20 protein-coding genes and 1 pseudogene are annotated in these 22,722 nt (G+C 48.6%); 12 read left to right on the forward strand and 9 right to left on the reverse strand.

The window, feature by feature from the left end; translation table 11 throughout:
- Positions 1–3 precede the first annotated feature (3 nt).
- From I8U23_RS08765 to I8U23_RS08785, 5 genes are all read right to left on the reverse strand, one after another.
- Positions 4–1,356: a GntP family permease gene (locus tag I8U23_RS08765; protein WP_037996619.1), complete on the reverse strand. Its 1,353-nt coding sequence runs from the start codon at positions 1,354–1,356 to the stop codon at positions 4–6.
- A 31-nt stretch (positions 1,357–1,387) separates the two neighbouring features.
- A complete protein-coding gene (gene gntK, locus I8U23_RS08770) occupies positions 1,388–2,923 on the reverse strand; it encodes a gluconokinase (RefSeq protein ID WP_049720771.1) in 1,536 nt (511 codons plus the stop codon).
- Positions 2,916–3,635 (reverse strand): GntR family transcriptional regulator, encoded by a 720-nt coding sequence (locus I8U23_RS08775; RefSeq protein WP_037996607.1) that lies wholly within the window; start codon positions 3,633–3,635, stop codon positions 2,916–2,918. The genes gntK and I8U23_RS08775 overlap by 8 nt, the downstream gene beginning before the upstream one ends.
- A 160-nt stretch (positions 3,636–3,795) precedes the next feature.
- Positions 3,796–5,907, reverse strand: a complete 2,112-nt coding sequence (locus tag I8U23_RS08780; RefSeq protein WP_049720772.1) for a heavy metal translocating P-type ATPase — start codon at positions 5,905–5,907, stop codon at positions 3,796–3,798.
- On the reverse strand, positions 5,894–6,265 hold the full coding sequence (locus tag I8U23_RS08785) for an ArsR/SmtB family transcription factor (RefSeq protein ID WP_037997750.1): 372 nt from the start codon (positions 6,263–6,265) through the stop codon (positions 5,894–5,896). Before I8U23_RS08785 ends, I8U23_RS08780 begins: the two co-directional genes overlap by 14 nt.
- 244 nt (positions 6,266–6,509) lie before the next feature.
- On the opposite strand from I8U23_RS08785, the gene I8U23_RS08790 reads away from it, so the two are divergent.
- Positions 6,510–6,941, forward strand: a complete 432-nt coding sequence (locus I8U23_RS08790) for a hypothetical protein (RefSeq protein WP_049720773.1) — start codon at positions 6,510–6,512, stop codon at positions 6,939–6,941.
- Positions 6,942–6,958: 17 nt separating this feature from the next.
- Entirely contained in the window at positions 6,959–7,591 is a 633-nt protein-coding gene (locus I8U23_RS08795; protein ID WP_049720774.1) for a TetR/AcrR family transcriptional regulator, read from the forward strand.
- A gap of 99 nt (positions 7,592–7,690) precedes the next feature.
- On the opposite strand, the gene I8U23_RS08800 is transcribed toward I8U23_RS08795, so the two are convergent.
- Entirely contained in the window at positions 7,691–8,896 is a 1,206-nt protein-coding gene (locus I8U23_RS08800) for an ROK family transcriptional regulator (protein ID WP_049720775.1), read from the reverse strand.
- A gap of 349 nt (positions 8,897–9,245) precedes the next feature.
- On the opposite strand from I8U23_RS08800, the gene xylB reads away from it, so the two are divergent.
- The 4 genes from xylB to I8U23_RS08820 all read left to right on the forward strand — a co-directional run bounded on the left by xylB (position 9,246) and on the right by I8U23_RS08820 (position 15,352).
- On the forward strand, positions 9,246–10,751 hold the full coding sequence (gene xylB, locus I8U23_RS08805) for a xylulokinase (protein ID WP_049720776.1): 1,506 nt from the start codon (positions 9,246–9,248) through the stop codon (positions 10,749–10,751).
- Positions 10,752–10,775: 24 nt separating this feature from the next.
- Positions 10,776–12,854 (forward strand): beta-glucosidase family protein, encoded by a 2,079-nt coding sequence (locus I8U23_RS08810; RefSeq protein ID WP_198050913.1) that lies wholly within the window; start codon positions 10,776–10,778, stop codon positions 12,852–12,854.
- 76 nt (positions 12,855–12,930) lie between these two features.
- A complete protein-coding gene (locus I8U23_RS08815) occupies positions 12,931–14,307 on the forward strand; it encodes an MFS transporter (RefSeq protein WP_198050914.1) in 1,377 nt (458 codons plus the stop codon).
- Between the two features lie 13 nt (positions 14,308–14,320).
- Positions 14,321–15,352 (forward strand): aldose epimerase family protein, encoded by a 1,032-nt coding sequence (locus tag I8U23_RS08820; protein WP_049720778.1) that lies wholly within the window; start codon positions 14,321–14,323, stop codon positions 15,350–15,352.
- Between the two features lie 35 nt (positions 15,353–15,387).
- On the opposite strand, the pseudogene I8U23_RS08825 reads toward I8U23_RS08820, so the two are convergent.
- Positions 15,388–15,555: pseudogene (locus I8U23_RS08825) on the reverse strand (helix-turn-helix domain-containing protein); the annotation flags it as partial.
- A 24-nt stretch (positions 15,556–15,579) separates the two neighbouring features.
- Here I8U23_RS08825 and I8U23_RS08830 point away from each other — a divergent pair.
- Together I8U23_RS08830 and I8U23_RS08835 are read left to right on the forward strand one after the other, a co-directional pair.
- The gene (locus tag I8U23_RS08830) at positions 15,580–15,786 is read left to right on the forward strand and encodes a BCCT family transporter (protein WP_232335125.1); all 207 of its coding nucleotides are present in this window, start codon (positions 15,580–15,582) and stop codon (positions 15,784–15,786) included.
- A 155-nt stretch (positions 15,787–15,941) separates the two neighbouring features.
- Positions 15,942–16,928, forward strand: a complete 987-nt coding sequence (locus tag I8U23_RS08835) for a glycerophosphodiester phosphodiesterase family protein (RefSeq protein WP_062843303.1) — start codon at positions 15,942–15,944, stop codon at positions 16,926–16,928.
- Here I8U23_RS08835 and I8U23_RS08840 read toward each other — a convergent pair.
- Together I8U23_RS08840 and I8U23_RS08845 are read right to left on the reverse strand one after the other, a co-directional pair.
- Positions 16,925–17,401, reverse strand: a complete 477-nt coding sequence (locus tag I8U23_RS08840) for an SgrR family transcriptional regulator (RefSeq protein WP_062843200.1) — start codon at positions 17,399–17,401, stop codon at positions 16,925–16,927. The genes I8U23_RS08835 and I8U23_RS08840 overlap by 4 nt on opposite strands.
- Positions 17,402–17,577: 176 nt before the next feature.
- Positions 17,578–18,450: a YitT family protein gene (locus I8U23_RS08845; RefSeq protein WP_131470951.1), complete on the reverse strand. Its 873-nt coding sequence runs from the start codon at positions 18,448–18,450 to the stop codon at positions 17,578–17,580.
- Between the two features lie 859 nt (positions 18,451–19,309).
- Here I8U23_RS08845 and I8U23_RS08850 point away from each other — a divergent pair.
- The 4 genes from I8U23_RS08850 to I8U23_RS08865 are packed head-to-tail and all read left to right on the forward strand — an operon-like array spanning position 19,310 to position 22,696.
- On the forward strand, positions 19,310–19,777 hold the full coding sequence (locus I8U23_RS08850) for a MarR family winged helix-turn-helix transcriptional regulator (protein ID WP_037996527.1): 468 nt from the start codon (positions 19,310–19,312) through the stop codon (positions 19,775–19,777).
- On the forward strand, positions 19,774–20,436 hold the full coding sequence (locus I8U23_RS08855; protein ID WP_198050915.1) for an HlyD family secretion protein: 663 nt from the start codon (positions 19,774–19,776) through the stop codon (positions 20,434–20,436). Before I8U23_RS08850 ends, I8U23_RS08855 begins: the two co-directional genes overlap by 4 nt.
- Positions 20,437–20,459: 23 nt before the next feature.
- On the forward strand, positions 20,460–21,095 hold the full coding sequence (locus I8U23_RS08860) for an HlyD family secretion protein (protein ID WP_037996530.1): 636 nt from the start codon (positions 20,460–20,462) through the stop codon (positions 21,093–21,095).
- A gap of 38 nt (positions 21,096–21,133) precedes the next feature.
- Positions 21,134–22,696 carry a DHA2 family efflux MFS transporter permease subunit gene (locus tag I8U23_RS08865; RefSeq protein WP_049720783.1) on the forward strand — a complete coding sequence of 521 codons (1,563 nt, stop codon included), beginning with the start codon at positions 21,134–21,136 and terminating at the stop codon, positions 22,694–22,696.
- Positions 22,697–22,722: the final 26 nt, after the last annotated feature.

The raw sequence follows: 22,722 nt of genomic DNA on the forward strand, positions 1-22,722 counted from the left end.
CCTTTAGACAAACAGATTGAGAATCAGGACTCCTGCCAGACCGGTGACTGAGATGACGGTCTCCAGCAAAGTCCAGGTTGCAAATGTTTCTTTTATGTTCAGATTGAAGAATTCTTTAAACATCCAAAAACCGGCATCATTGACGTGGGAAGCGATCAGGCTGCCGGCGCCGGTTGCCAGAACCATCAGGGCCGGGTCCACATCGGCTCCTTGCATCAAGGGAATGACCAGACCGGCAGTGGTCAGTGCAGAAACCGTTGCGGAACCGAGCGCAATTCTCAAAATGGCGGCGATCAACCAAGCCAGCAAAAGCGGCGACATGTGGCTGCCGGCAAACAGTGCGGATACCGAGTCTCCCACACCGCCATCGATCAAAACTTGTTTCAGGACCCCGCCGCCGCCGATGACCAGCAGCATCATCCCGATGGCACGGACGGCTTCCTCTGCCGATTGCATCACTTGTTTCATCGGAATGTGTCGCTTGATGCCCATGGTATAGACGGCGAGCAATACGGAGATCAATAAAGCCGTGGTCGGTTCTCCGACCAAATGGATGGCGTCAAAGAACAGGTTGTCGCCTGCCACCCCCAAATCCTGAAGGAGTTCAACCAAGGTTGCAATGGCCATTAAAATCACGGGCAACAAGGAAGTGAAAACACTGATTCCGAATCCGGGAAGCTTTTCCGGTTGAATTTCTTTGTTGCTGACAAGGGAATCGATTTGTTCCGCTTCCGATTTATGAAAAGAATCAGGGCTGATTTTTTTGACCAACCGGGCAAATAACGGTCCGGCAAGGATCACGGCCGGAATGGCAATGATGGTTCCATAAAGCAGCACCATTCCGATATTTGCATCATACTGCCGGGCAATCACGGTCGGGCCGGGATGCGGGGGCAAAAATCCGTGGGTGACCGAAAGGGCCGCCGCCATCGGAATTCCCAAATACAAAACGGGAACTTTGGATTCCTTGGCGATTTGAAATACAATTGGCACCAACAGCACCAACCCCACTTCAAAAAACAGGGCAATTCCAATTATAAAGGATGAAATGACCACTGCCCATTGAATGCGTTTTTGGCCAAACCGGCCAATGAGCGTCACGGCGATTTGCCGGGCCCCGCCAGCATCGGCGACCAATCTTCCGAGAATGGCTCCCAGTCCGAAAATCAAAGCGATACTGCCCAGGGTTGCTCCCATTCCGCCTTCAATCGATTCGACGATTTTACCCAATGGAATACCGAGCGCCAGCCCGACGGCAAAGGCAGTGATGATCAAAGAAATAAATGTGTTGAGTTTGAACTTGGTGATCAAAACAAGCAAAAAGATGATGCCGAGTGCCACAATCAAAAGCGGCAACATGTTTTGCATTGGTTTTCACTCCCATCCGTTATGGTTTGAGGGTGGCAAATTGGTTATACTCTGGTGCCAGAACCCGGGAAAGGCGGATGAAGACCGGGATCCATTTGCGGTACTCCCGGACATGGGAAGGAACGGGTTTGTGCTGATGGGTTTTGCCGATCCATTCAGTCACCACGTCAAAGGAGTCGATTTTTCCAAAAGCGTAAAGCCCGAGCAGGCAGGCCCCCAGGCACGAAGACTCATGGCTTTCCGGGATGATCACTTCCTGGTCAAAGATGTCTGCCAGCATCTGCCGCCACAATTCGGATCTTGCAAAACCGCCGGTTGCCCTGATGGAAGTGACGGGATGATCCATGACTTCCACCAAAGCCAGAAAGACGGAGTACAGGTTGTATAGCACGCCTTCCAGGGCGGCGCGGATCAGGTGTTCTTTTTTGTGGCTGAGGGTGAGACCCACAAAGGAGCCCCGGACATCCGCGTTCCACAGCGGCGCCCTTTCCCCGGACAAGTAGGGGAGAAACAGCAGCCCGTCTGCTCCCGGTTGGACCTGGCCGGCAATTTTGGTCAAGGCATCGTAAGGATCCATGCCGAACGATTTTGCCGTTTCCGCTTCCGCCGCGGCCAGTTCTTCGCGGATCCAGCGAAGCACAATGCCGCCGTTGTTGACAGGGCCGCCGATGACCCAGTGATCCTCGGTCAATGCATAACAAAAGATGCGGCCTTTGGGATCGGTTTGGGGTTTGTCGATCACGGTCCGGATGGCGCCGCTGGTTCCGATGGTGACGGCCACTTCCCCTTTTTTGACGGCACCAACCCCCAGATTGGACAGGACGCCATCACTTGCACCGATGACAAACGGGGTTTCAGGCAGGATTCCCATTTGTTCGGCAAAAGACGGGTTGCATCCGGTAAACACTTCCCCGGTCGGGACAATCCGAGATAATTTTTCTTCCGTGATGCCCGCGACTTGAAGCGCTTTCGGATCCCAGTCCATTGATTCGAGGTTCATCAACCCGGTGCACGAGGCGATGGAAACATCGACGGCGTATTCGCCGAAAAGACGGAAAAACACATATTCCTTGATCCCGATGTATTTATGGGTTTTGACGGCAATTTCCGGCACATCATGTTCCAGCCAGGCGATTTTGCATAACGGGGACATGGGATGGACCGGGGTTCCGGTTCGTTGGTAAATGGCATGTCCGTCCCGTTCGGTTTTGATGGTTTCCGCCCATTTTGCACTGCGGTTGTCGGCCCAAGTGATGCAGCGTGACAGGGGGTGTCCCTTGGCATCGACGGCAATGACACTGTGCATCGCGCTGCTGAAGGCGATAAACGACAAATTCTCGGGGTTGATTCCCGACTTCTTCATGACATGGCGAACCGACAGGAGAACGGCTTCAAAGATTTCTTCCGGATCTTGTTCGGCAGTGTGGCTGTCCGGTGTGTACAATGGATAGCCGTTGTTTTCCGATGCGACAATCTCTCCGTTTTCCTTGTACAATACCGCTTTCGTACTGGTGGTTCCGATATCCACACCCATCATCCATTTGTTCTCATTCATATTGCTCATTCGCTTTCTTTAAAAATTCCGGGGTTGTCCACAATCCGTCCGATTTTCTCTTTACGTCTCTGAAGTTTTTGTAAAAAGCTTCTTCAACCAATCGCATGTCCTTTTCTTCGATGGACTGGATCAGGAGTTGGTGGTTTTGGATAATCCGGCCAAAATCCGCATCGTTGTTTTTCATCCGATGCCGCATGTCCAGCAAAATGAGGCATTCCATCACCGGTTTGATATTGGACCAGAGGATGAAAAGATACCGGTGTTGGATGGACCGGATGATTGTTTCATGAAATTCGATATCCCGAAACGAAAATTCATCGGCATCTTTGTATTTGATGGCAACCTTCATCATTTCCAGGATTTTATTTAGTTCCCGGAGCAGAGAATCATTATTTTCCCGCTCCAATAAGTTTTTAAAAACAAAAGATTCCATCATCAGCCGGACATCATAAATTTCATCAATGTCTTTTTCCGTGATGCCGGCCACTTTGGCGCCCATCCGGTTTAATTGCACCAAATCTTCCCGTTCCAGTATCCTCAATGCTTCCCGGATGGGGGAGCGGCTGACGTTGTATTCCTCAGACAGCCGGTTTTCTGATAAAACGGTTCCATTTTTAAGATCCCTGGAAAGGATCCTCATTCGCAAATCGGCAGCCACTTGTTGGCCGATCGAGGACTTTGCGAGTCTTTTTTCAGGATAAAGTCCTTTCAAATCATCACCTCTTTTGGTTTTGAATACTTGTATACAAGTATCCTACCAGGAAACGGTTGGTTTGTAAACGGTTTCGGTCTGGTGGGAAGAAACAAATGTTTCATAAAGAAAACCCTGATCTATCAATAAGATCAGGGTGTGACCATCCGGTCTCTTTTATTCATTTTTGGTTGCGAAGCAGACGGAGCCCGTTTAACGTGACCAGCAAGGTGGCTCCCGTATCCGCGAAAATGGCCATCCAAAGTGTCAGCCATCCCGGAATGATCAGCAAAAGGGCGATTAATTTCAATGCGATGGCCAGCGTGATATTTTGCTTGATGATGTTTAGGGCTTTCCGGCTCAGTCGGATGGTAAACGGGAGTTTTTCCAGATCATCCCCCATCAGCGCAATATCTGCGGTTTCCAGCGCCGTGTCAGTCCCGGCTCCGCCCATGGCGATGCCGACAGTGGATGCAGCCAGCGCCGGGGCGTCGTTGATGCCGTCTCCCACCATGGCGACGGATCCGGTCTCTTGTTGCAACTGCTTGATCCATTTCAATTTTTCCTGTGGCAGAAGCTCTGCCCGGACTTCGCTGACCCCCAGTTTTTGGCTGATGGCTTGTGCCGTGGAAGCATTGTCTCCCGTTAACATGACGGTTCTTTGGATTCCCAGGGAATGCAATTTTTGAATCACTTTTTGCCCGGACTCCCGGATTTCATCCGAAACAGCGATCAAAGCCAGGATTTCTTCTTCGTTCCCCATCAACATGACGGTTTTGCCTTGGGCTTGTTGCGATTGGACCCGATCTTTGAGATCATCGGGCATCCGGTCACGGAATAACCCTGGATTTCCAATTTCGTAAAGGATGCCGTCCACTTTGGCCCGCACGCCTTTTCCCGTCAGCGAGGAAAAATCCTCCACCACGCGGGAGCCGAAAGGAACATTCCATTCTTCCGCTTTTTTGAGAATGGCTGACGACAACGGATGTTGGGAGTTTTTTTCGATCGCTGCCGCAATGGCAAGCAGTTCTTCTGCGGACCTTGAACAAAGCGGCACGAAATCCGTGACTGCCGGTGTCCCTTTGGTCAGGGTGCCGGTTTTGTCAAAAGCGATGGCTTTGAGTTTGGCCGCGGATTCCAGGTGAATTCCGCCTTTGATGAGCACCCCGTTCCGTGCGGCCGTGCCGATGGCCGTGACGATAGAAACCGGGGTGGAGATGACCAAAGCACAGGGACATCCGACAACAAGCAGCGACAACCCCCGGTAAATCCATTCGCTCCAGTCTGCCCGGAAGATCAGGGGAGGGAGGATGGCCAAAAGAATGCCGGCAGCCAGTATCGCCGGGGTATACACCCGTGCAAACCGGTCAATGAAGGCTTGCGCCGGAGCCCGTCCGGCCTGGGCTTCTTCCACTAAATGAATGATTTTGGCTAGGGTGGTGTCTTCAACCCGTTTGGTCACCCGCACTTCCAGGAATCCTTCTTCGTTTAAGGTTCCGGCAAACACTTCATCCCCGGTGCTTTTGGCCACGGGAACGGATTCGCCGGTGATGGCGGCCTGGTTGACCGTGGAAGCTCCGTTGATGACCATCCCGTCCATGGCTATTTTTTGCCCGGGTTTGACCAGCATAATGTCGCCCGTTTCAATTTCCTGGACGGGAATGAGTTTTTCTTCCCCGTTGCGGCGAATCCAGGCCTGTTTCGGTGCGATATCCATGAGCGAGCGAATCGATGTGCGCGCTTTATCCATGGAGTATGATTCCAGCATTTCACTGATGGCGAACAAAATAACGACCATGGCGCCTTCCCCCCACTCTCCGATGGCGACGGCACCGACGATGGCAATGGTCATCAGGGTATTCATTTGAAATTCAAATCGGATGAGGTTTTTCAAACCGTGGATAAACAACCGGTATCCTCCCGTGAGGATGGAAGCCGCATACAAGAGGATGACGGGAAGATTTTCGCCGGATTGCCGGCTCAAGATCCAGGCGGCAATCAGAAAGAAAGCAGAGAGAAAGACGGGATAATTCGCTTTGTTCTTCCAAAATGAAAGGCGGTTTTCACCCGGGATTTCATGCTCCGGTGAGATTTTCAAGTTTTCAAAGGCGCCGGCTTTTTCAATTTCTTCCATGGTGGCATTGCCAAGCACCGTGATCTTGGAAGCCCCGAAATTTACCTTGGCATCTTTTACACCGGGCAGATTGCAAACATTTTTCTCAAATTGTGCAGCGCAATGGGCGCAGGATAACCCGTGAATACGGTAAATTTTTTTCGCTTCATTGGTTTCCATTTTCGCGTAACTCCTTACTGTGATCAAAGGCCAACCGGATCAAGTCTTTGACGTGATCATCATCCAGTGAATAAAAAACCATTTTTCCTTCCTTCCGGTATTTGGCCAGGCCCATATTCCGCAACAAGCGTAAATGATGGGAGGCGGTTGCCGGCGAAGACCGGATGATATTGGCCACATCACAAACGCATAGTTCACTTTCCTTTAATAAAGCATAAGCGATTTTCAAGCGGGTCGGGTCAGCCAAAGCTTTAAACATTTGTGACGTATCGCTGAAATTTGTGTCTTTCAGGGAAGACCGGGCTCTTTCGACTTTTTCTTCATCAAAACAATAAATTTCACAACGGTCTTTACTCAACGATGGCACCTCGTTTCTTTGGAAATATCGGGGACAGGCCGGTTTTTACCATCAAATATTCAAATGATTGTTTGATTATATGATAACACCAAGCGGCATAGATTCAAATATCCTTTTGAATATCTTTTGGATCCATGTTTGGAATGTTTCTTTATTATTGACATCCGGATCACTTGATGATAAAAATTGATTGAACGACCAATCAAAAATTAGATTATACAATCAAATTTTGAGGGTGGGTATCGTGCAGATCCAAAAAGGAGAAGAAAAAGCTTATTTTTTTGTTAGTATAGGACTGAGTATCCTTGCGTTTTGGTATTTATGGCATCACTTTGCCGGAGTGGAAGAAAAAACGGTGATCACTGTTTATGATTACTGGTATGTTTGGATCCGGCCCGTGATTATCGGGATTGTCGGGATCATTACTTTGCTTTCGGCCGTGCTGTTTTTATTTCGTCATCCTGTTGCGGCCGTGCTGTTTCAAAGCGGGATTTCCCTGATCGTGTTCATTCTGGTGGCGAACTTGGTGGTTTTGGTCATCCGGGGGGGTCATCACTTGATTCAGGGAGGTGCCCGGCCGGTTTTGGAAGGGGTGGTCCGGGAGCCGCACAAAGTATTTTTGGTTCCGGTGATTATCCTTGTGTTGTCCATTATGAGTGCCATCAGGAAAAAATAACCTGAGAGGTGAATGCGATGCAAAAAGATGAACGGGAAAAAGGAAAATTATCCTTTATTCAAGAGGCGAGACGGGAACAGATCATTCAAGCCGCCATTGAAACACTGGGGGAGATTGGATATGTGAAAGCCAGCTTGTCCAAGATCGCCAAAAAAGCTGGCATTTCCACCGCTCTGATTTCTTATCATTTTCGGGATAAGGAAGACTTGATGTATCATGTGTTGATGAAACTGATGGGGGATTTGTCTGCTTATGTTTTGGAGAGGGTTCACAAGAAAACAACCCCCTTGGACCAGTTGCATGCCTTCATTGAAGCCAGTTTGGCTTACCAGGGAACACACCAACAGAAAAATGTGGCTTTGATTGAAATCATTTTTAATGGCAGAACACCAGATCATATTCCTTATTATCTGCTTGGTGACTCAGAAGAGGATCCTCTTCTGAAGGAGCTGCGGAATATTTTAAGGGAAGGGCAGAAAGAAGGAGTTTTTGGAGACTTCCATTTGGATGTGATGGTTCACGTCATTCAGGGATCAATCGGAGAATACATGCTGGATTCAGGTCTCATGCAAAAAGTGGATTTGGAAACATACAGCCGGGAACTGATCCGGATCCTCGATCAGACTGTCAAAGCCGGCGGGGAGGATTGAAACTGCAAGGTCCGTTTCCGATGTCGTGAAGAGGAAAAGAGGGGCTGTCACGACTTCAACCGGCTTTCATCAAAAGGGGAAAGCCGGTTTTGATGCTTTTCAGGTGAAGGAGAGGGATTCCATTTCCGTGATCTTTTGATTGGAAAAGAAAGCTGAAATGGCAAACGAAGCGGCGCCAAGGGCTGTCGAATCATCTTTCAGCTTGGAAAAGCGAAGGCGGGTTGGGAAGGGATGATGGTTGGACAGCCGCTCTTCCAAAACGCGTTCAATGGGGTTTTTAATCCAGGGTTCAAAGCGGGCGATCCGGTTTCCGATGATCATGGCTTCGGGATTGAACGTATTCATGACATTGGTCAGGCCGATGCCGATGTATTCTCCCAAAGTGTTCAACAGTTGAATGACTTCAACGTTTCCTTTTTGGGCTTCGGTGTAAAGAACATCCAAATCGGCTTCCGGATGTCCTTCCGGGAGGTTCCGTTTGGAAGCCGCATTTAAAAGGGCGCTTTCCGATGCATATAATTCCCAGCAACCGCGGTTGCCGCACGAGCATTTTCTGCCCTGAAAGTCGATGGACATATGTCCCATTTCCCCGGCAATCCCCGTAAAGCCCCGATAGAGTTGATGGTTGATCACGATCCCCGTTCCGATCCCGATGCCGATGCTGATATACACTGAATTGGCAATGTGTTTGCCGGATCCGTACAACTGTTCCCCGTGGGCGCCGGCATTGGCTTCGTTTTCGATTTTGACCGGAATGTGGAATTTTTCTTCCATCACTTGTTTTAAATCCACGTTTTTCCATTTCAGATTGGGGGCGAATAAAATTTGTCCCCCGGAATCAACCAGTCCCGGGACCCCGATGCCGATGCCGACAATGCCATACGGGCTGTCGGGAGCTTTTTGGATAAGGTTCTCCGTGACGGCCGTCATTTGGTCCACGACCGTTTCCAGCCGGGTTGACTTTAATTTGCTCGTGGTTTTTTCGACGATATTTCCGCTTAAATCCGTTAAGATTCCCGAGAGATAGTTCACGCCGACATCCATGCCGATGGCGTAACCGGCGTGATGATGAAAATAAAGCATTACAGGCTTCCGGCCGCCACTGGATTGGCCGGCGCCGATTTCTTTGACGAAGGATTCTTTCAACAATTCGGCAACCATGGTGGACACCGTGGCTTTATTCAAACCGGTTTCTTTGGAAATTTGTGCCCGGGAGATCGGGCCTTTGTTTTTGATGGTGTGGAAAACAACGGATTTATTGATCTGTTTGACCAGGTTTTGATCTCCGGTTCTGAGTGCTTTCATTTCTTTTTTCTCCTTACTGCAACCTCTGTTGTTGAAATTTTATCATACTCCATGGTTCGGTTCATGCGCAATGATTGTTTATGGTTTATACAAAGTTATGCTGCCAACCGCCGTGGATTTTGTATTTTATTATATATAGAAATTATATATTTGGATATATTCTTATTTTTATTGACAACGCTTTCATCAAAGTGTTAATCTTAGTTTAACAATTAAACAAAGTTTCGCTGAGTGTGGGCTGGAAAGGTTTCCGGGATGTCAGGAAATTCCGTCAAATGGCATAATATTCTTTCTAAATTTGCGGTTGAAAGAAACCTGCAGGCAACATGGAGACAGGAGCTGGTTCAATATGAAATATGTCATCGGTGTCGATTTGGGGACGAGTGCAGTCAAGCTTCTTCTGGTCAACAAGCCGGGGGAAGTGGTATTACAAGTCTCCAAATCCTATCCGCTGATTCAGGAAAGGTCTGGGTGGAGCGAACAAAACCCGGATGATTGGGTGAAGGCCACCATCAGCGGATTAAAAGAGCTTTTGCACCAATTTGCGGGGGATCCCGAAGACATTGAGGGGATCAGTTTTTCCGGGCAGATGCACGGCTTGGTGCTGCTGGATGAAAACCTGGAAGTGCTGAGAAACGCCATTTTGTGGAATGATACGCGCACGACGGAAGAATGCCGGGAGATCGAAGAGCGGGTGGGCAAAGAAAGGTTGCTCGAAATCACCAAAAACCCGGCCTTGGAAGGGTTCACCTTGCCGAAACTCCTCTGGGTGAAAAAGCATGAACCACATTTGTATCAAAAAGCCGGCGCTTTTGTCCTGCCCAAAGATTATGTGCGCTTTAAGCTCACCGGGAAACTTCATATGGACTATTCCGATGCGGCGGGCACCCTTTTGATGAATGTGCCGGAAAAAACATGGAGCCGGGAAATCGGGGAACGGGTCGGGGTGGACATGCGCCTGTGTCCGCCACTTATTGACTCGGTAGATGAAGTCGGTACGGTCACACCGGAAATCACAAAAGAGACCGGCTTGTCGCCGGCGACCCGCGTCTTTGCCGGAGGGGCGGATAATGCCTGCGGCGCGATTGGGGCCGGAATTTTAAAAGAAGGAAAAACGCTTGTCAGCATCGGGACTTCCGGAGTGGTTTTAACGTATGAAAAAGACGGAACCAAAGACTTTGGCGGAAAAGTCCATTATTTTAACCATGGCGCCCCCGATGCGTTTTACACCATGGGCGTCACGTTGGCCGCCGGGTACAGTTTGTCCTGGTTGAAAGAGGTCTTAGCCAACGACGGGGATTTTGACGAACTGTTAAACGGGATCGACCGGATTCCCGCCGGGGCGGATGGCCTGCTGTTTACCCCTTATATTGCCGGGGAACGAACACCGCATGCCGATGCCTTGATTCGCGGAAGTTGGATCGGACTGGACAGTTCGCATCAAAAGGAGCATTTGGTCCGTTCCGTGTTGGAGGGAATCACCTTTTCGCTGAATGAATCCGTGGAAATGTTTCGTGCAAACGGCAAAAAGGTGGATCAGGTGATCTCCATCGGCGGCGGGGCCAAAAATGAAACATGGCTGCAAATGCAGGCGGATATTTTCGGGGCCAAAGTCGTGAAACTGAAAAGCGAACAAGGCCCGGGGATGGGAGCGGCCATGCTGGCGGCTGCCGGATGCGGCTGGTTTGAATCGTTATCAGAATGTGCGGAGCAATTCGTCAAAGAGGAACGGGTTTACGAGCCGATTCCGGAAAACGTGAAAAAATACCGGCAACTGTTTCGGATCTACCGGGAAATTTATCCGGCTACCAGCGGACTGAGCCGTCAATTGCAGGCGTTCCGCCATGGAGGATGATCTTTTAAAGAGGAGGATGCGTAGGTGAAGGCAGACAAAGCATACCGGTTATCTTTCACCGAAAAGGCCAAGGAAATCGTCAGCCAAATGACCTTGGAAGAAAAAGTGTATCTGATGAGCGGGAATTTGACGAGAGAAGACTTGGTTGAGGAAGACAAAAAAGGCATCCGCTACAATGAAGTTCCTTATGAAGCGGGTGGGAACCGACGCCTGGGCGTGCCGGCCGTCAAGTTTGTCGACGGGCCGCGCGGGGCGGTGTCGGGAAATCGAAGCACCTGTTTCCCGGTTTCCATGGCCAGAGGGGCGACCTTTGACAAAGACTTGGAAGAAAGAATCGGACAGGCGATCGGGAAAGAAGTGAAAGCACTTGGCGGGAACTTGTTCGGGGGAGTTTGCATCAATCTTCCGCGCCATCCCGGATGGGGAAGGAGCCAGGAGACGTACGGGGAGGATTCGTTCCATCTGGGGGTGATGGGCTCTCACCTGGCCAAAGGAGTCCAGAGTGAAAACGTGATTGCCTGCGTCAAGCATTTTGCATTTAACAGCATGGAAAATGCCCGGTTTACGGTCAATGTGAAAGCGGACGAGCGCACGGAACGGGAAGTGTATCTGGCCCATTTCAAAGACGTGATCGACGCCGGGGCGGCTTGTGTGATGAGTGCTTACAACAAATACCGGGGAACGTATTGCGGACATCATGATTATTTGCTGAATCAGGTGCTCAAAGGCGAATGGGACTTTGACGGATTTGTGATCAGCGACTTCTTGTGGGGAGTCCGGGATACGGTTGAAGCGGCCAACGGCGGGATGGACATCGAAATGAACGCTGTGAAATACTTTGGCGAAAAATTGGTGGAAGCGGTCAAAAACGGCCAAGTTCCCGAAAAGAAAATCGATGAAGCCGCCGTGCGCATTGTCCGGACGCTTCTGGCTTTTTCGGAAGCGGATGAAAAAAAATACGGCGAAGAGGTTGTCGGCTGCAAAGAACATGTTGCTTTGGCGCTGGAAGCGGCGGAAAAGTCGATGACCCTGCTACAAAACAAGCATGAGACGCTTCCATTTTCCAAAGAACGTTGCAAGCGCATCGCAGTAATCGGCCGGCTGGGGAGCAAAGAAAATACGGGCGATCATGGTTCCAGCCGGGTTTATCCCGAATATGTGGTGACACCGGTGGAAGGAATCCGGCGAATTGTCCCCGGTGCCGAAGTGATTTTTGATGACGGACAAGACATCGGGCGGGCCCGAAAATTGGCCGCCACGGCGGATGCGGTCATTTTTGCGGTGGGCTATGACCATGATGATGAAGGTGAATATATCAACAATGCTCAGGATGACAGCGGATTGTCCGCCATCGGTGCCGGGTTTGATGCGGTGGGCGGAGACCGGGTCCGGTCCTTGGGGCTCCATGAAGAAGAGATCCGGTTGATTCAAGCCGTGGGGCCGGTGAATCAAAATTCTGCAGTCGTTTTGATCGGCGGGAACATGATCATGATCGAGGAGTGGAAAGATTTCGTTTCCTCCATTCTGATGGCTTATTATCCGGGGATGGAAGGCGGAACTGCGATTGCCAAAACGTTATTCGGCGATGTGAATCCCGGCGGAAAGCTGCCGTTTGTTGTCCCCAAAAAGGAGAGCCATCTCCCACCGGTCGATTGGGAAGCCGATGAGATTGTCTATGGATATGACCATGGTTATGTCAAATTGGAAAAAGAAGGGGTCGAACCGTCTTTGCCGTATGGGTTTGGCTTGTCTTACACCACGTTTGATCTGTATGATGCCGGGTTTTCCGCCGGCGACGGGTGGGTCACTGCCAGCTGTACGGTCAAAAACACCGGAAACCGGGCGGGGGATGAAGTCATCCAGATGTATGTCGGATTCAGCCAGGCCAAAGTGGACCGGCCGGTGAAAGTGTTGCGCGGGTTTGAACGCGTCCGCCTTCAACCGGGAGAGGCCAAAAAAGTGGAGATCCGGTGCCCCGTTGATAAGCTGAAGTGGTTTAATCCCAAAACCCGCCAGTGGGAGCTGGAGCATATGGAGTATGAAGTCTATATCGGAAACAGCAGCCATGAGCGGGATTTGATCAAAGGCAAGGTCACGTTGTGATTCTTTTGCGCGAGGAAAAGGCCGGACGGGTCTTTTCCGTGTCCCAACCAAAATTTAAAGTGTTTGGGGGATTTGTATGGAACACATCAGGGAGTACAAACCGAAGGCCGGGGAAACCCCGAAGTTGACAATGCTGGAGAAACTGACGTTTGGGATCGGGGATTTCGGTGCCAATTTCAGTTGGACCTTCATCGCTTCGTTTATCACGATTTACATGACGGATACGGTGGGGATTCAAGCCGGGGTGATCGGAACGATTATTTTGATTGCCCGGATTTTTGACGGCTTCACGGATCTGTTCATGGGAAACATCATTGACCATACCCGGACAAAAATGGGGAAAGCCAAACCGTGGGTGTTTTGGACGGCTCCGGTTCTCGGAATCCTGACATTCATGTTGTTTCATGTGCCGGATGATATCAGTGATATTTGGAAAATTGCTTATATTTTTACGGTTTATCTTTTAATTTCTGCGGTTTTTTACACGGCGAACAATGTCGCTTATGCTTCGTTGACCTCATTCATGACCAACCGTGAAAAAGACCGTGTCGCTTTGGGAAGCATCCGGTTTATTTTCGCCAATGCGGCGGTATGGATTATCACCACGTTCACCACCGTGTTGGTCGGAACATTCGGCGGCGGCCAGCAAGGTTGGACCGTCACCGCGGCCATTTACGGGATGCTGTGCGCCGTTCCCCTGATGATCACCGGTTGGTTTGTCAAAGAAAGAAATGTGGCCAAAAAGAATAAAGCAGAAACCAAAACCTCTTTTTTCCCGACCATGAAGGTGCTGTTTACCAACAAATACTTTATTCTGGCTTTGATTTTGTACTTGTTGTGGTATCTGCGCCAAACGGAAACAGGGGCAAGAATTTATTATGCGTCTTACATTTTCCATCAGCCGAATCTGATGGGCGTCTTAAGCACAGCCGGATTGATTCCTTTGCTGGCGGGACTCTTTTTTGCCCCGTATGTGGTAGGCAAATTCGGAATGAAAAAAAGCGCCTGTTACGGGTTGTTGATTTCAGCCGCCGGGTCCTTGATCATGATGGTGTTTTCCGAAAATTTAATCGCCTTGATTATCGGCATTGTGATCAACGCCATCGGATTGGTTCCCTTGCAGGCAGGGCTGAGTGCCATCGTGGCGGATGTAGGGGATCTGGTTTATTGGAAATCCGGCGTGCCGGTTCAAGGCTCGGTCTTCAGCTTGACCAGCGCCGGCATGAAAATCGGACAAGGACTCACCTCCGCTCTGGTCGGTTGGGCCCTGCAAATCGGAGGGTACGTGGCCAATGCCGGCGTCCAGTCGGAAAGTGCCGTTTTCGCGATCAAGTCGATGTTTATGTATTTTCCGTTCCTCGTCATTCTCTTGATGCTCGGGGTGCTCATGTTGTTGGATTATGAGAAAAAAATGCCGAAAATCAGACAGGAAATTCAAAGCCGAAATCATTGAGGGAGGGAATCCGGTGCATGTTCAAACCATCCGGCTCCACGAAAAATGGAAAAAATTCATTCTCCAAAACAGGGAAGGAATTGAAATCCATGTATTAAATTATGGCGGGATCATCCAAAAAATCATGGTCCCAGATCGCTTTGGCAAAGTGGAAAATATTGTTTTGGGATATGAAAAGGAGAAGGATTATGAGACGGATCCTTATTATCTGGGGGCGTTGATCGGGCCGGTGGCAGGCCGGATCCAAGGGGCCGAATTTCAATGGAATGATCAAACATTTAAACTGGAAAAAAATGAGGGGAACAATCATTTGCACGGCGGATCGCAGGGGTTTCACCAAGTGATTTGGGAAGCGGAACCGCTTCAAACACCGGAGGGTGTCGGCGTGAAGCTGTGTTATGAAAGCAAAGACGGAGAAAGCGGATATCCCGGAAACGTCAAAGTAACGGTGATCTATTGGCTGAACCGGAAAAATGAGTTGGTCATGGATTATCAAGCTGTCACGGACCGGACGACCCCGGTTACCTTGACCAACCACTCCTATTTTAATTTGTCGGGGAACTTGAAGGATACCGTTGAAAACCACCGGGTGCGGATGAATGCTTCCCGTTTTGCGGAATTGGACGAAGCGTTGCTTCCGACGGGAAGAATCCTTTCCGTCCGCCAAACCCCGTTTGATTTTGGGCAGGGACGAAATCTGAAAGACGGTTTTACCGGCAGCCATCCGCAAAACCGGATGGTTGGCGGCGGATATGACCACTATTTTTTCTTTGCTTCCAACCCGGGATGCGTGTCAGTCGAAGAAATAAAAAGCGGCCGGATGATGCAAATCATTACAAACCAGCCGGGGATGGTCTTGTATACATCCAATCAGATGAAAAAGGACCGGATGCTGGCGGGGGGATGGTCGAGAAAATATTTGGGAGTTTGTTTTGAAACACAAGCATCGCCTGCCTCCTTGCATGATCAGAGGTTTCCGTCCGTGCTTTTAAAGAGGGATGAAGTTTACCGCAAAAAAACGGTTTTTTCGTTTGGAATCAAATAGTGGCAGATGGCGTGGCCCTAACGGGCCGCTTTTTTTTATTTCTGATTCAAAACCATTCCCGTGGTCCACAGTTTGATACTCAGGTCAAGCAGAAACAGATCATCGGGATTTTCCAGGGACCGTCCGGTCAACGATTCAATTTTGCGCAGACGGTACACCAGGGATTGCCGGTGCAAATTGAGGGCCCGGGAAGTTTGGCTGATTCGGCAACATTTGTGCTGGGGATGATGACATCCGGCGCGAACTCCGATCCTTCCATCCTGTGCCGCTTCATTTGGGGAACGTTGATGGCCGCCATTACGGCCGTTCTCATCATCAGTAGCGGCTTGGAAGGATTGCAGACCGCCGCCTTGATTTCAGCTCTTCCCTTTACAATCATATTGATTTTGATGAGTTTTTCCCTGATCAAATCCTTAAGGCAAGAGAAAGGTTAAGGTTGTGCGCGGAAAGGAGAAAACACCTTTCCGCTTTTTGCTTGAAAAAGGGGACAAAAGCGGGGAAAGAAGGATCTTTTTTTATTCAGCCGGCCGGCTATGATAAACAAAGGAATCATTCAACCGGACGATGCACAGGAAAGGGTGAAAGGGAATTGGCAGGAATCAAAAAAAGCAAGCGCAAATGGATTTGGATTCTTGTGGTTCTTTTGCTGTTCGTCTCTTTGGTTTATGTCAACAACACTTCTCTTTTGGCAAAACCGCGTTCTGGCGATCCGTATCTCATGGCTCATCGCGGGCTGGCACAAACCTTTGACTTGGAGGGGGTGGAAAATGACACCTGCACCGCCGAGCGGATCCATCCGCCGGAACATTCTTATCTGGAAAACACGCTTCCTTCCATGCGTGCGGCTTTTCAGGCCGGAGCGGACATGGTCGAACTGGATATTCAGCTGACCAAAGACCATCAGTTTGCCGTGTTCCATGATCATATGCTGGAATGCCGGACCAATGCCAAGGGGAAAGTACGCGATTATACCATGGATGAACTGAAGAAATTGGATGTGGGGTATGGTTATACGGCCGATGGGGGAAAAACGCATCCCTTTCGCGGGAAAGGCGTCGGCTTGATGCCGTCACTGGACGAAGTGCTTCAGGCCTTCCCCGGAAAAATGCTGCTCATTCATGTGAAAAGCAATGATCCCCAAGAGGGAATCGTGCTTGCAGAAAAACTTAAATCGCTCCCTGCAGACCGCCTCCGTCAATTGGCGGTGTATGGCGGAGACCAACCGGTGGAAGAATTGCAAAAACAGCTTCCGGAGCTCCGCACGATGAGCAAAGCATCATTGAAAAGTTGCCTGCTTTCTTATCTGGCCGTGGGTTGGAGCGGTTATGTCCCGGCAAGTTGCCGGCAAACCCAGATTCATATTCCGGATGAGATCGCTCCCTGGCTGTGGGGATGGCCTGACCGGTTCCTGGAAAGGATGGACCGGGTGGACACCCGGGTGATTCTGGTGAAGGGAAGCGGCGGCTTTTCAGATGGATTTGACCAAGCCGAAGATGTATACCGTCTCCCCGAAGGTTACAACCGGTGGATCTGGACAAACCGGATTGATCGCATGGCCCCGCTTTTTAAGGATTAATCATTTCGTTCCACCAGATACCATTTTCCGGTGGAAGAAGCGATCATGGTCGGTGTCACCGGAAAGGGATGTTGTTGAAACCCGTTGATTTCATGAAGAGGAATTCCGGGAAAGCTCAAGTGACGGAGCAGTTCGCGATAGCACTGCTCGCGCACTTTTGCCGGGATTCCTTCTCTTTTGATCCAGCGGACGGCTTCCCGGAATTGTCCTTGTTGAATCAAAAATTGTATGTATAAAGGGAATACATGGTGTAGCGGCCGTCTGAATTGCAACTTGGAGCGTTTGCCGCGCCCGCCGCCCGGTTTAAAGAAGATCAGTTGGTCATCCACCATTTTTCGCAACAACCGTTTTACGTTGCGGGTGGAACAACACAAGACCCGGGCCAATTCGTTCAAACTGACATAAAACGATTGATGACAACGGTACTCTTGATATTGAAGTCTGAGCAACAAATAATACTCGATGATATTCATGCCATCACCTTGGTGCCAATCGGTTTGTTTGAAATCATCTTAACGGAAGGGCCGGAAATTTACCACCTGAGTTCCCGGGCTCATCCACCGCGGAGGGTATAAATGGAGACGTGCCCTCCGGACACGCCTCTTTATCCCGCTTTTCAATAACCTGATCGCCTCTGAATTTTTTCCTCTTAGTGAATATCTCTCTTTTTAAAGGAACCGCCCTGCACATCATGGATGTTTCCGGTGGCCAAAAATGCATTCGGATCAATATCCTCGACAATGGATTTTAATTTCGCTTCCTCCAGCCTTGTGATGATACAAAAAATCACTTTTTTGTTTTCTCCGCTGTAGCCGCCTTCCCCGGCCAAATAAGTGACACCGCGTCCCAAACGGTTGGAAATCGCTTGGCCGATGATTTCGATTTTGTCACTGATGATCCAAACGGATTTCATTTCTTCAAAACCTTCAATGACGATGTCAATCATTTTAACAGCGATGAAATAAGTGATCAAAGAGTACATGGCACGATCCCAGCTGAAGACAAAGCCGGCGCTGCTCAAAATGAACAGGTTGGCGAACATCACAATTTGACCGACGGAAAAAGGAACTTTCTTATTGATGAGGATGGCGAGGATTTCCGTTCCGTCCAAGGAACCGCCGTACCGGATGACCAGACCGACTCCGACTCCCAGAATAATTCCGCCAAACACGGCGGCAAGAAGCGGATCTTTGGTTACAGCCGGAATGGAATGGAATAAGTTGGTAAACACGGACATCACAACAATCCCAAACATGGTGGAAAAAGCAAAAGTTTTCCCGATTTGCTTATACCCCAAGAAAAGGAACGGAAGGTTAAAAACGACTAACAACAATCCAAGATTCCATTGGGTTAAATGAGAAATGATGATCGAGATACCGACAATGCCGCCGTCGATAACCTGATTGGGTACGAGGAAAACTTCCAAACCGAGCGAAAACAAAAAGGCACCGACCAAAATAAAGAAAATTCTTTTGATAGTATTTAACCAAATCAACTTTCTCGGCTTTTCCATTTGTTCCATTTCATTGGAAGAAGTTAATAACTCCATATGATTCACAACCCCTTTTTGACAGTGTGTTATCCAAGAGGGGATCAGGTTACAAAAAAGGGGAATGGCGAGGTTTTCAATTTCTTTCCATAACAATGATTCTTTAATTATATCACAATTATTTCATACGTGTTTTAAATATTTAAATGTCTAAAAATTAAAACCAATGTACAGAGGATGAAACCGGAAGGCGGTTCGGTTTTTGGGCTCCAAGATCATCCATTAATAAAACGGTTTTTTTCGCACAAAATATGCTTGATATGGATGGAAATGGTTGATCTCTCCCTCTTTTTTTGGATTATCCCGAAAAAACAAAGATTATTCACTTATCATTATGAATATATCCAATAAACAAAATAAATTGTTAAATAAAAAATAAATTATTCATATTTATATTAAAACAAATTGAAGCGAATGGGAAGGTGGCTGAATAATTTTCCATATGAATTAATTTCGTTCTTTTCCTTTTGAAAAAAGCAGAAAACGATTGGATTCAAACGAGAGGATAGAAAAGAAATAAAAAAAGAGGGTTTTTATTACAAGATAGAAAATAAATATTTAAACGTGGTTTCCAACAAAACCCTGCAAAAGAGAACAATTCCTCCAATCCATGTTTTTCCTTTTATGTGGCACCGGAAAAAAGAGATCCAAATCATTTGATGATGTGATTGACTTTGAAAGGTTGATATTTTATGATATGAATCATTCGGTCATCGAAGTAATTTTGGATGGTTGTTGAACATCTTGTGACGCATATTGACTTATGCAGGCTAATATTTTATTGTATTAATCATTCGATAATCGAAACATCATTTCCCTGGGGGAGGTGATTGTGATTCGTGATGATCAAATGGACAATTTGATTGGCCTGTTTCACCAAATAATGGCGCTCTGTCACCTCTTGCTGCGGGAAGAATTAAAAAAACATCATTTAACTTTTTCCCATGCGCTGGTTCTTCATTTTCTCAATGTCAAAGGAGCCTCCCCGCTGGTGGAGATCAGCAAGCATCTGGATATACCGCTGAGTTCACTGAGCGGAATGATCGGGCGTTTGGAAGAGATGGGTATGGTTTTGAGGAAACGGGATCAGAAAGACCGGCGAATCGTACAGATCAGGCTGACGGACAAAAGCCGGGAGATGATTGATGAACTCTCCGACTCCCAGAGAAACAAGATTTATGCGCATGTCAAAAGGTTGAATCTTTCTTCTGAGGAAATGGAGCGATTCATTGAAAATATGCAAAGGTTTATCGAGGGGGTACACGAAAACCGGTTGGAGAAAGGAGGGACAAAGCATTGAAGCGTGCGGTGAACAACTTGATTTTGGTCCTTTTTGTGCTGGGGATGGTTATCGGTACGGGATACTATCTTACCAATCAATCCCTTTATGTGACCAGTGAAATTGCCCAAGTGACGGCAGAGATGGTTCCGGTTTATCCGGATCAGGCCGGTGTGCTGAAAGAGTGGGCGGTTGAAGAAGGGGATTCCGTGGAAAAAGGTCAGATCCTGGGAACGGAGACGCTTCTGCAGTCCGGCCGGCCGTCTGACGAGGAATCCGATGCTCCGTTGACACAATCCATTACTTCGCCATATTCGGGTGTCCTTGTCAAAAGCAATGCCGTTCCCGGAAAGGTGGTCAGACCGGGACAACCGGTTGCGATGGTTGCCGATTTATCGAACAAATACATCGTTGCTTACATTGATGAGACAGAAATCGACCGGGTCAAACCGGGCAAAAAAGTGGACATTACGGTGGATGCTTTCAAAGACCGCATTTTTAAAGGAAAAGTGCAAAAGATTGGTTCGACGGCCGGGGATTTCACCAATCCATCGGCAAGCACGGACAGCCAAAATGAAAATAAAAAGGTTCAGCGTGTTCCGGTACAAATCGTCTTTGATGACCAAATCAACGTGAATTTGATGCCCGGAATGAATGCTGAGGTGAAAATACAGTCTTAAATCAAGGGGAAAGGTGATGGCTCATGAAAACAGGACGTCTTGTTTTGACGAATGCGCTTGTGTTCCTTATTATCATGGGATTGGGAATTGGCGGCTATTACTTCTATTATATGAAATCCAATTATATTGAAACCGAAGATGCCCGGGTAAAAGGGGATTTGATTCCGGTGGCTTCGGTCGGAAACGGAAAGTTGGAAGAATGGAAGGTTGAAGAAGGGCAACAAGTGAAAAGCGGTCAGGTTCTGGGGAAAGTAAACACCGGACAGCAAACCGTGGACATTCAAGCTCCGATGGACGGAACCATCGTGAAAAGCGATTTTTCTGAGGGGCAAATGGTTGCCGCAGGCCAAACCTTGGTCCAAATGGTGGATTTGAACAAACTTTACATTGAAGCGAACATCGAGGAAACCGAGATTAAAGATGTAAGTGTCGGACAAGAAGTGGACATTAAGATCGATGCGGAAGAAGGCACCAAAATCAAAGGAACGGTGAAGAAAATCGGAAAAGCGACCAACTCCGTCTTCTCCCTGTTGCCGCAACAAACCGCCAGTGGTGATTATACCAAAGTGGTCCAACGCATTCCGGTGGTCATTGAAATGGAAAGCTATCCGGATACCGTGGTGCCGGGTATGAATGCAACGATCCTCATTCATAAATAAGTTGATTTAAACAGATTTGTCAGGAAAGGAGGAAAAGAATGAGTGCGAATCAAAATACAGCGGACGGCGGCGGATTCCGACAGCATTTGCCGCTGATGATCGTGATTATGCTGGGAATGTTTTTGGCGGTATTGAACCAGACTTTGCTCAATGTGGCCATTCCCAGTTTGATTAATGAATTCAATGTGACGGCAAGCACGGCACAATGGTTGCTCACTGGTTATATGTTGGTCAACGGGATTTTGATTCCCTTCTCCGCTTATTTGGTTGACCGTTACGGAATCCGGCGGCTTTTCATCGCTTCGATGGTGTTTTTCACAGCAGGTTCACTCATCTGCGGGCTGGCCGCCACGTTTTCCATGATGTTGATCGGTCGTCTGATTCAGGCGGTTGGTGCCGGAATCCTGATGCCGCTGGTGATGGTGGTGACCCTTCATATTTTCCCGCCGGAGGCGCGCGGAAAAGGAATGGGGCTGTTCGGGCTCGGGATGATTTTTGCCCCGGCCATTGGTCCCACGTTGTCAGGATGGGTCATTGAACATTACGATTGGCGCATTTTGTTTAACGGGATGGTGCCGCTTGGTCTGATCGTCATTGGTTTTGCATTCTTCCTTTTAAAAGATGGTTTGAGAAAAGAGACCAAGCCGCAATTTGATTTTTGGGGGGCCGTCACCTCTTCGCTCGGCGTCGGTCTGTTGCTGTACGGATTGAGTGAAGCCGGGAACAAAGACTGGGATGATCCGGTGGTGGTTTCCACCCTTGTGCTGGGTGTGTTCTTCCTTTATGTGTTTGTGCTGTTGCAAGTTCGTTCGAAAAAACCGTTGCTCGATTTTTCCGTGTTTAAATTTGATATGTTTACCCTGTCGAGCGTGATTAATGCGATTATCACCATTGCCATGTTTGCGGGCATGTTTTTGATTCCGATTTACTTGCAAAACCTGCGCGGCTTTACCGCTTTCGAATCCGGGTTATTGCTGCTGCCGGGAGCGATTATCATGGGGTTGATGTCCCCGATTTCCGGTGTGTTGTTTGATAAAGTGGGTCCCCGTCCTCTGGCGGTGATCGGGCTGTTGATCACCACGGTGACCACTTATGAATTTACGCATTTAACCCTGGAAACCAGTTATACTTGGATCTTGATCATCTATATGATCCGTTCTTTCGGAATGTCCCTGTTGATGATGCCGATTATGACGGCCGGTTTGAACCAATTGCCGGAAGAGATGAACGGTCACGGCACGGCGATGGCCAACACATCACGGCAAATCGCCGGATCACTTGGAATCAGTGTGTTTACGACGATCTTTTCCATCCGCACCCAATATCATTTAGGGAAACTGGCGGATCAAGCCAATATGATGGATCCGGCTTACAGCGATCATTTTTATTCGGCACTGAGCGGTTTTGCCCAAGCTGTCGGCTTGCCGGCGGAACAAGCACAAAGTTTGATGACCAGCACATTGTACGGGCAAGCTGCCCAACATGCTTCAGTTTTGGGAATCAATGATGCTTTTGTTTGGGCCACCGTTTTTGCGTTTATTGGTTTGATTTTGAGTTTCTTCTTGCGGGATGTGCGGAAAGACAAGAAAGTATCCGGTTGAATGGTTCCTGAAATTACTCGGAATGT

Source organism: Thermoactinomyces sp. CICC 10735 (assembly GCF_016055175.1).
GTDB lineage: Bacteria > Bacillota > Bacilli > Thermoactinomycetales > Thermoactinomycetaceae > Thermoactinomyces > Thermoactinomyces vulgaris.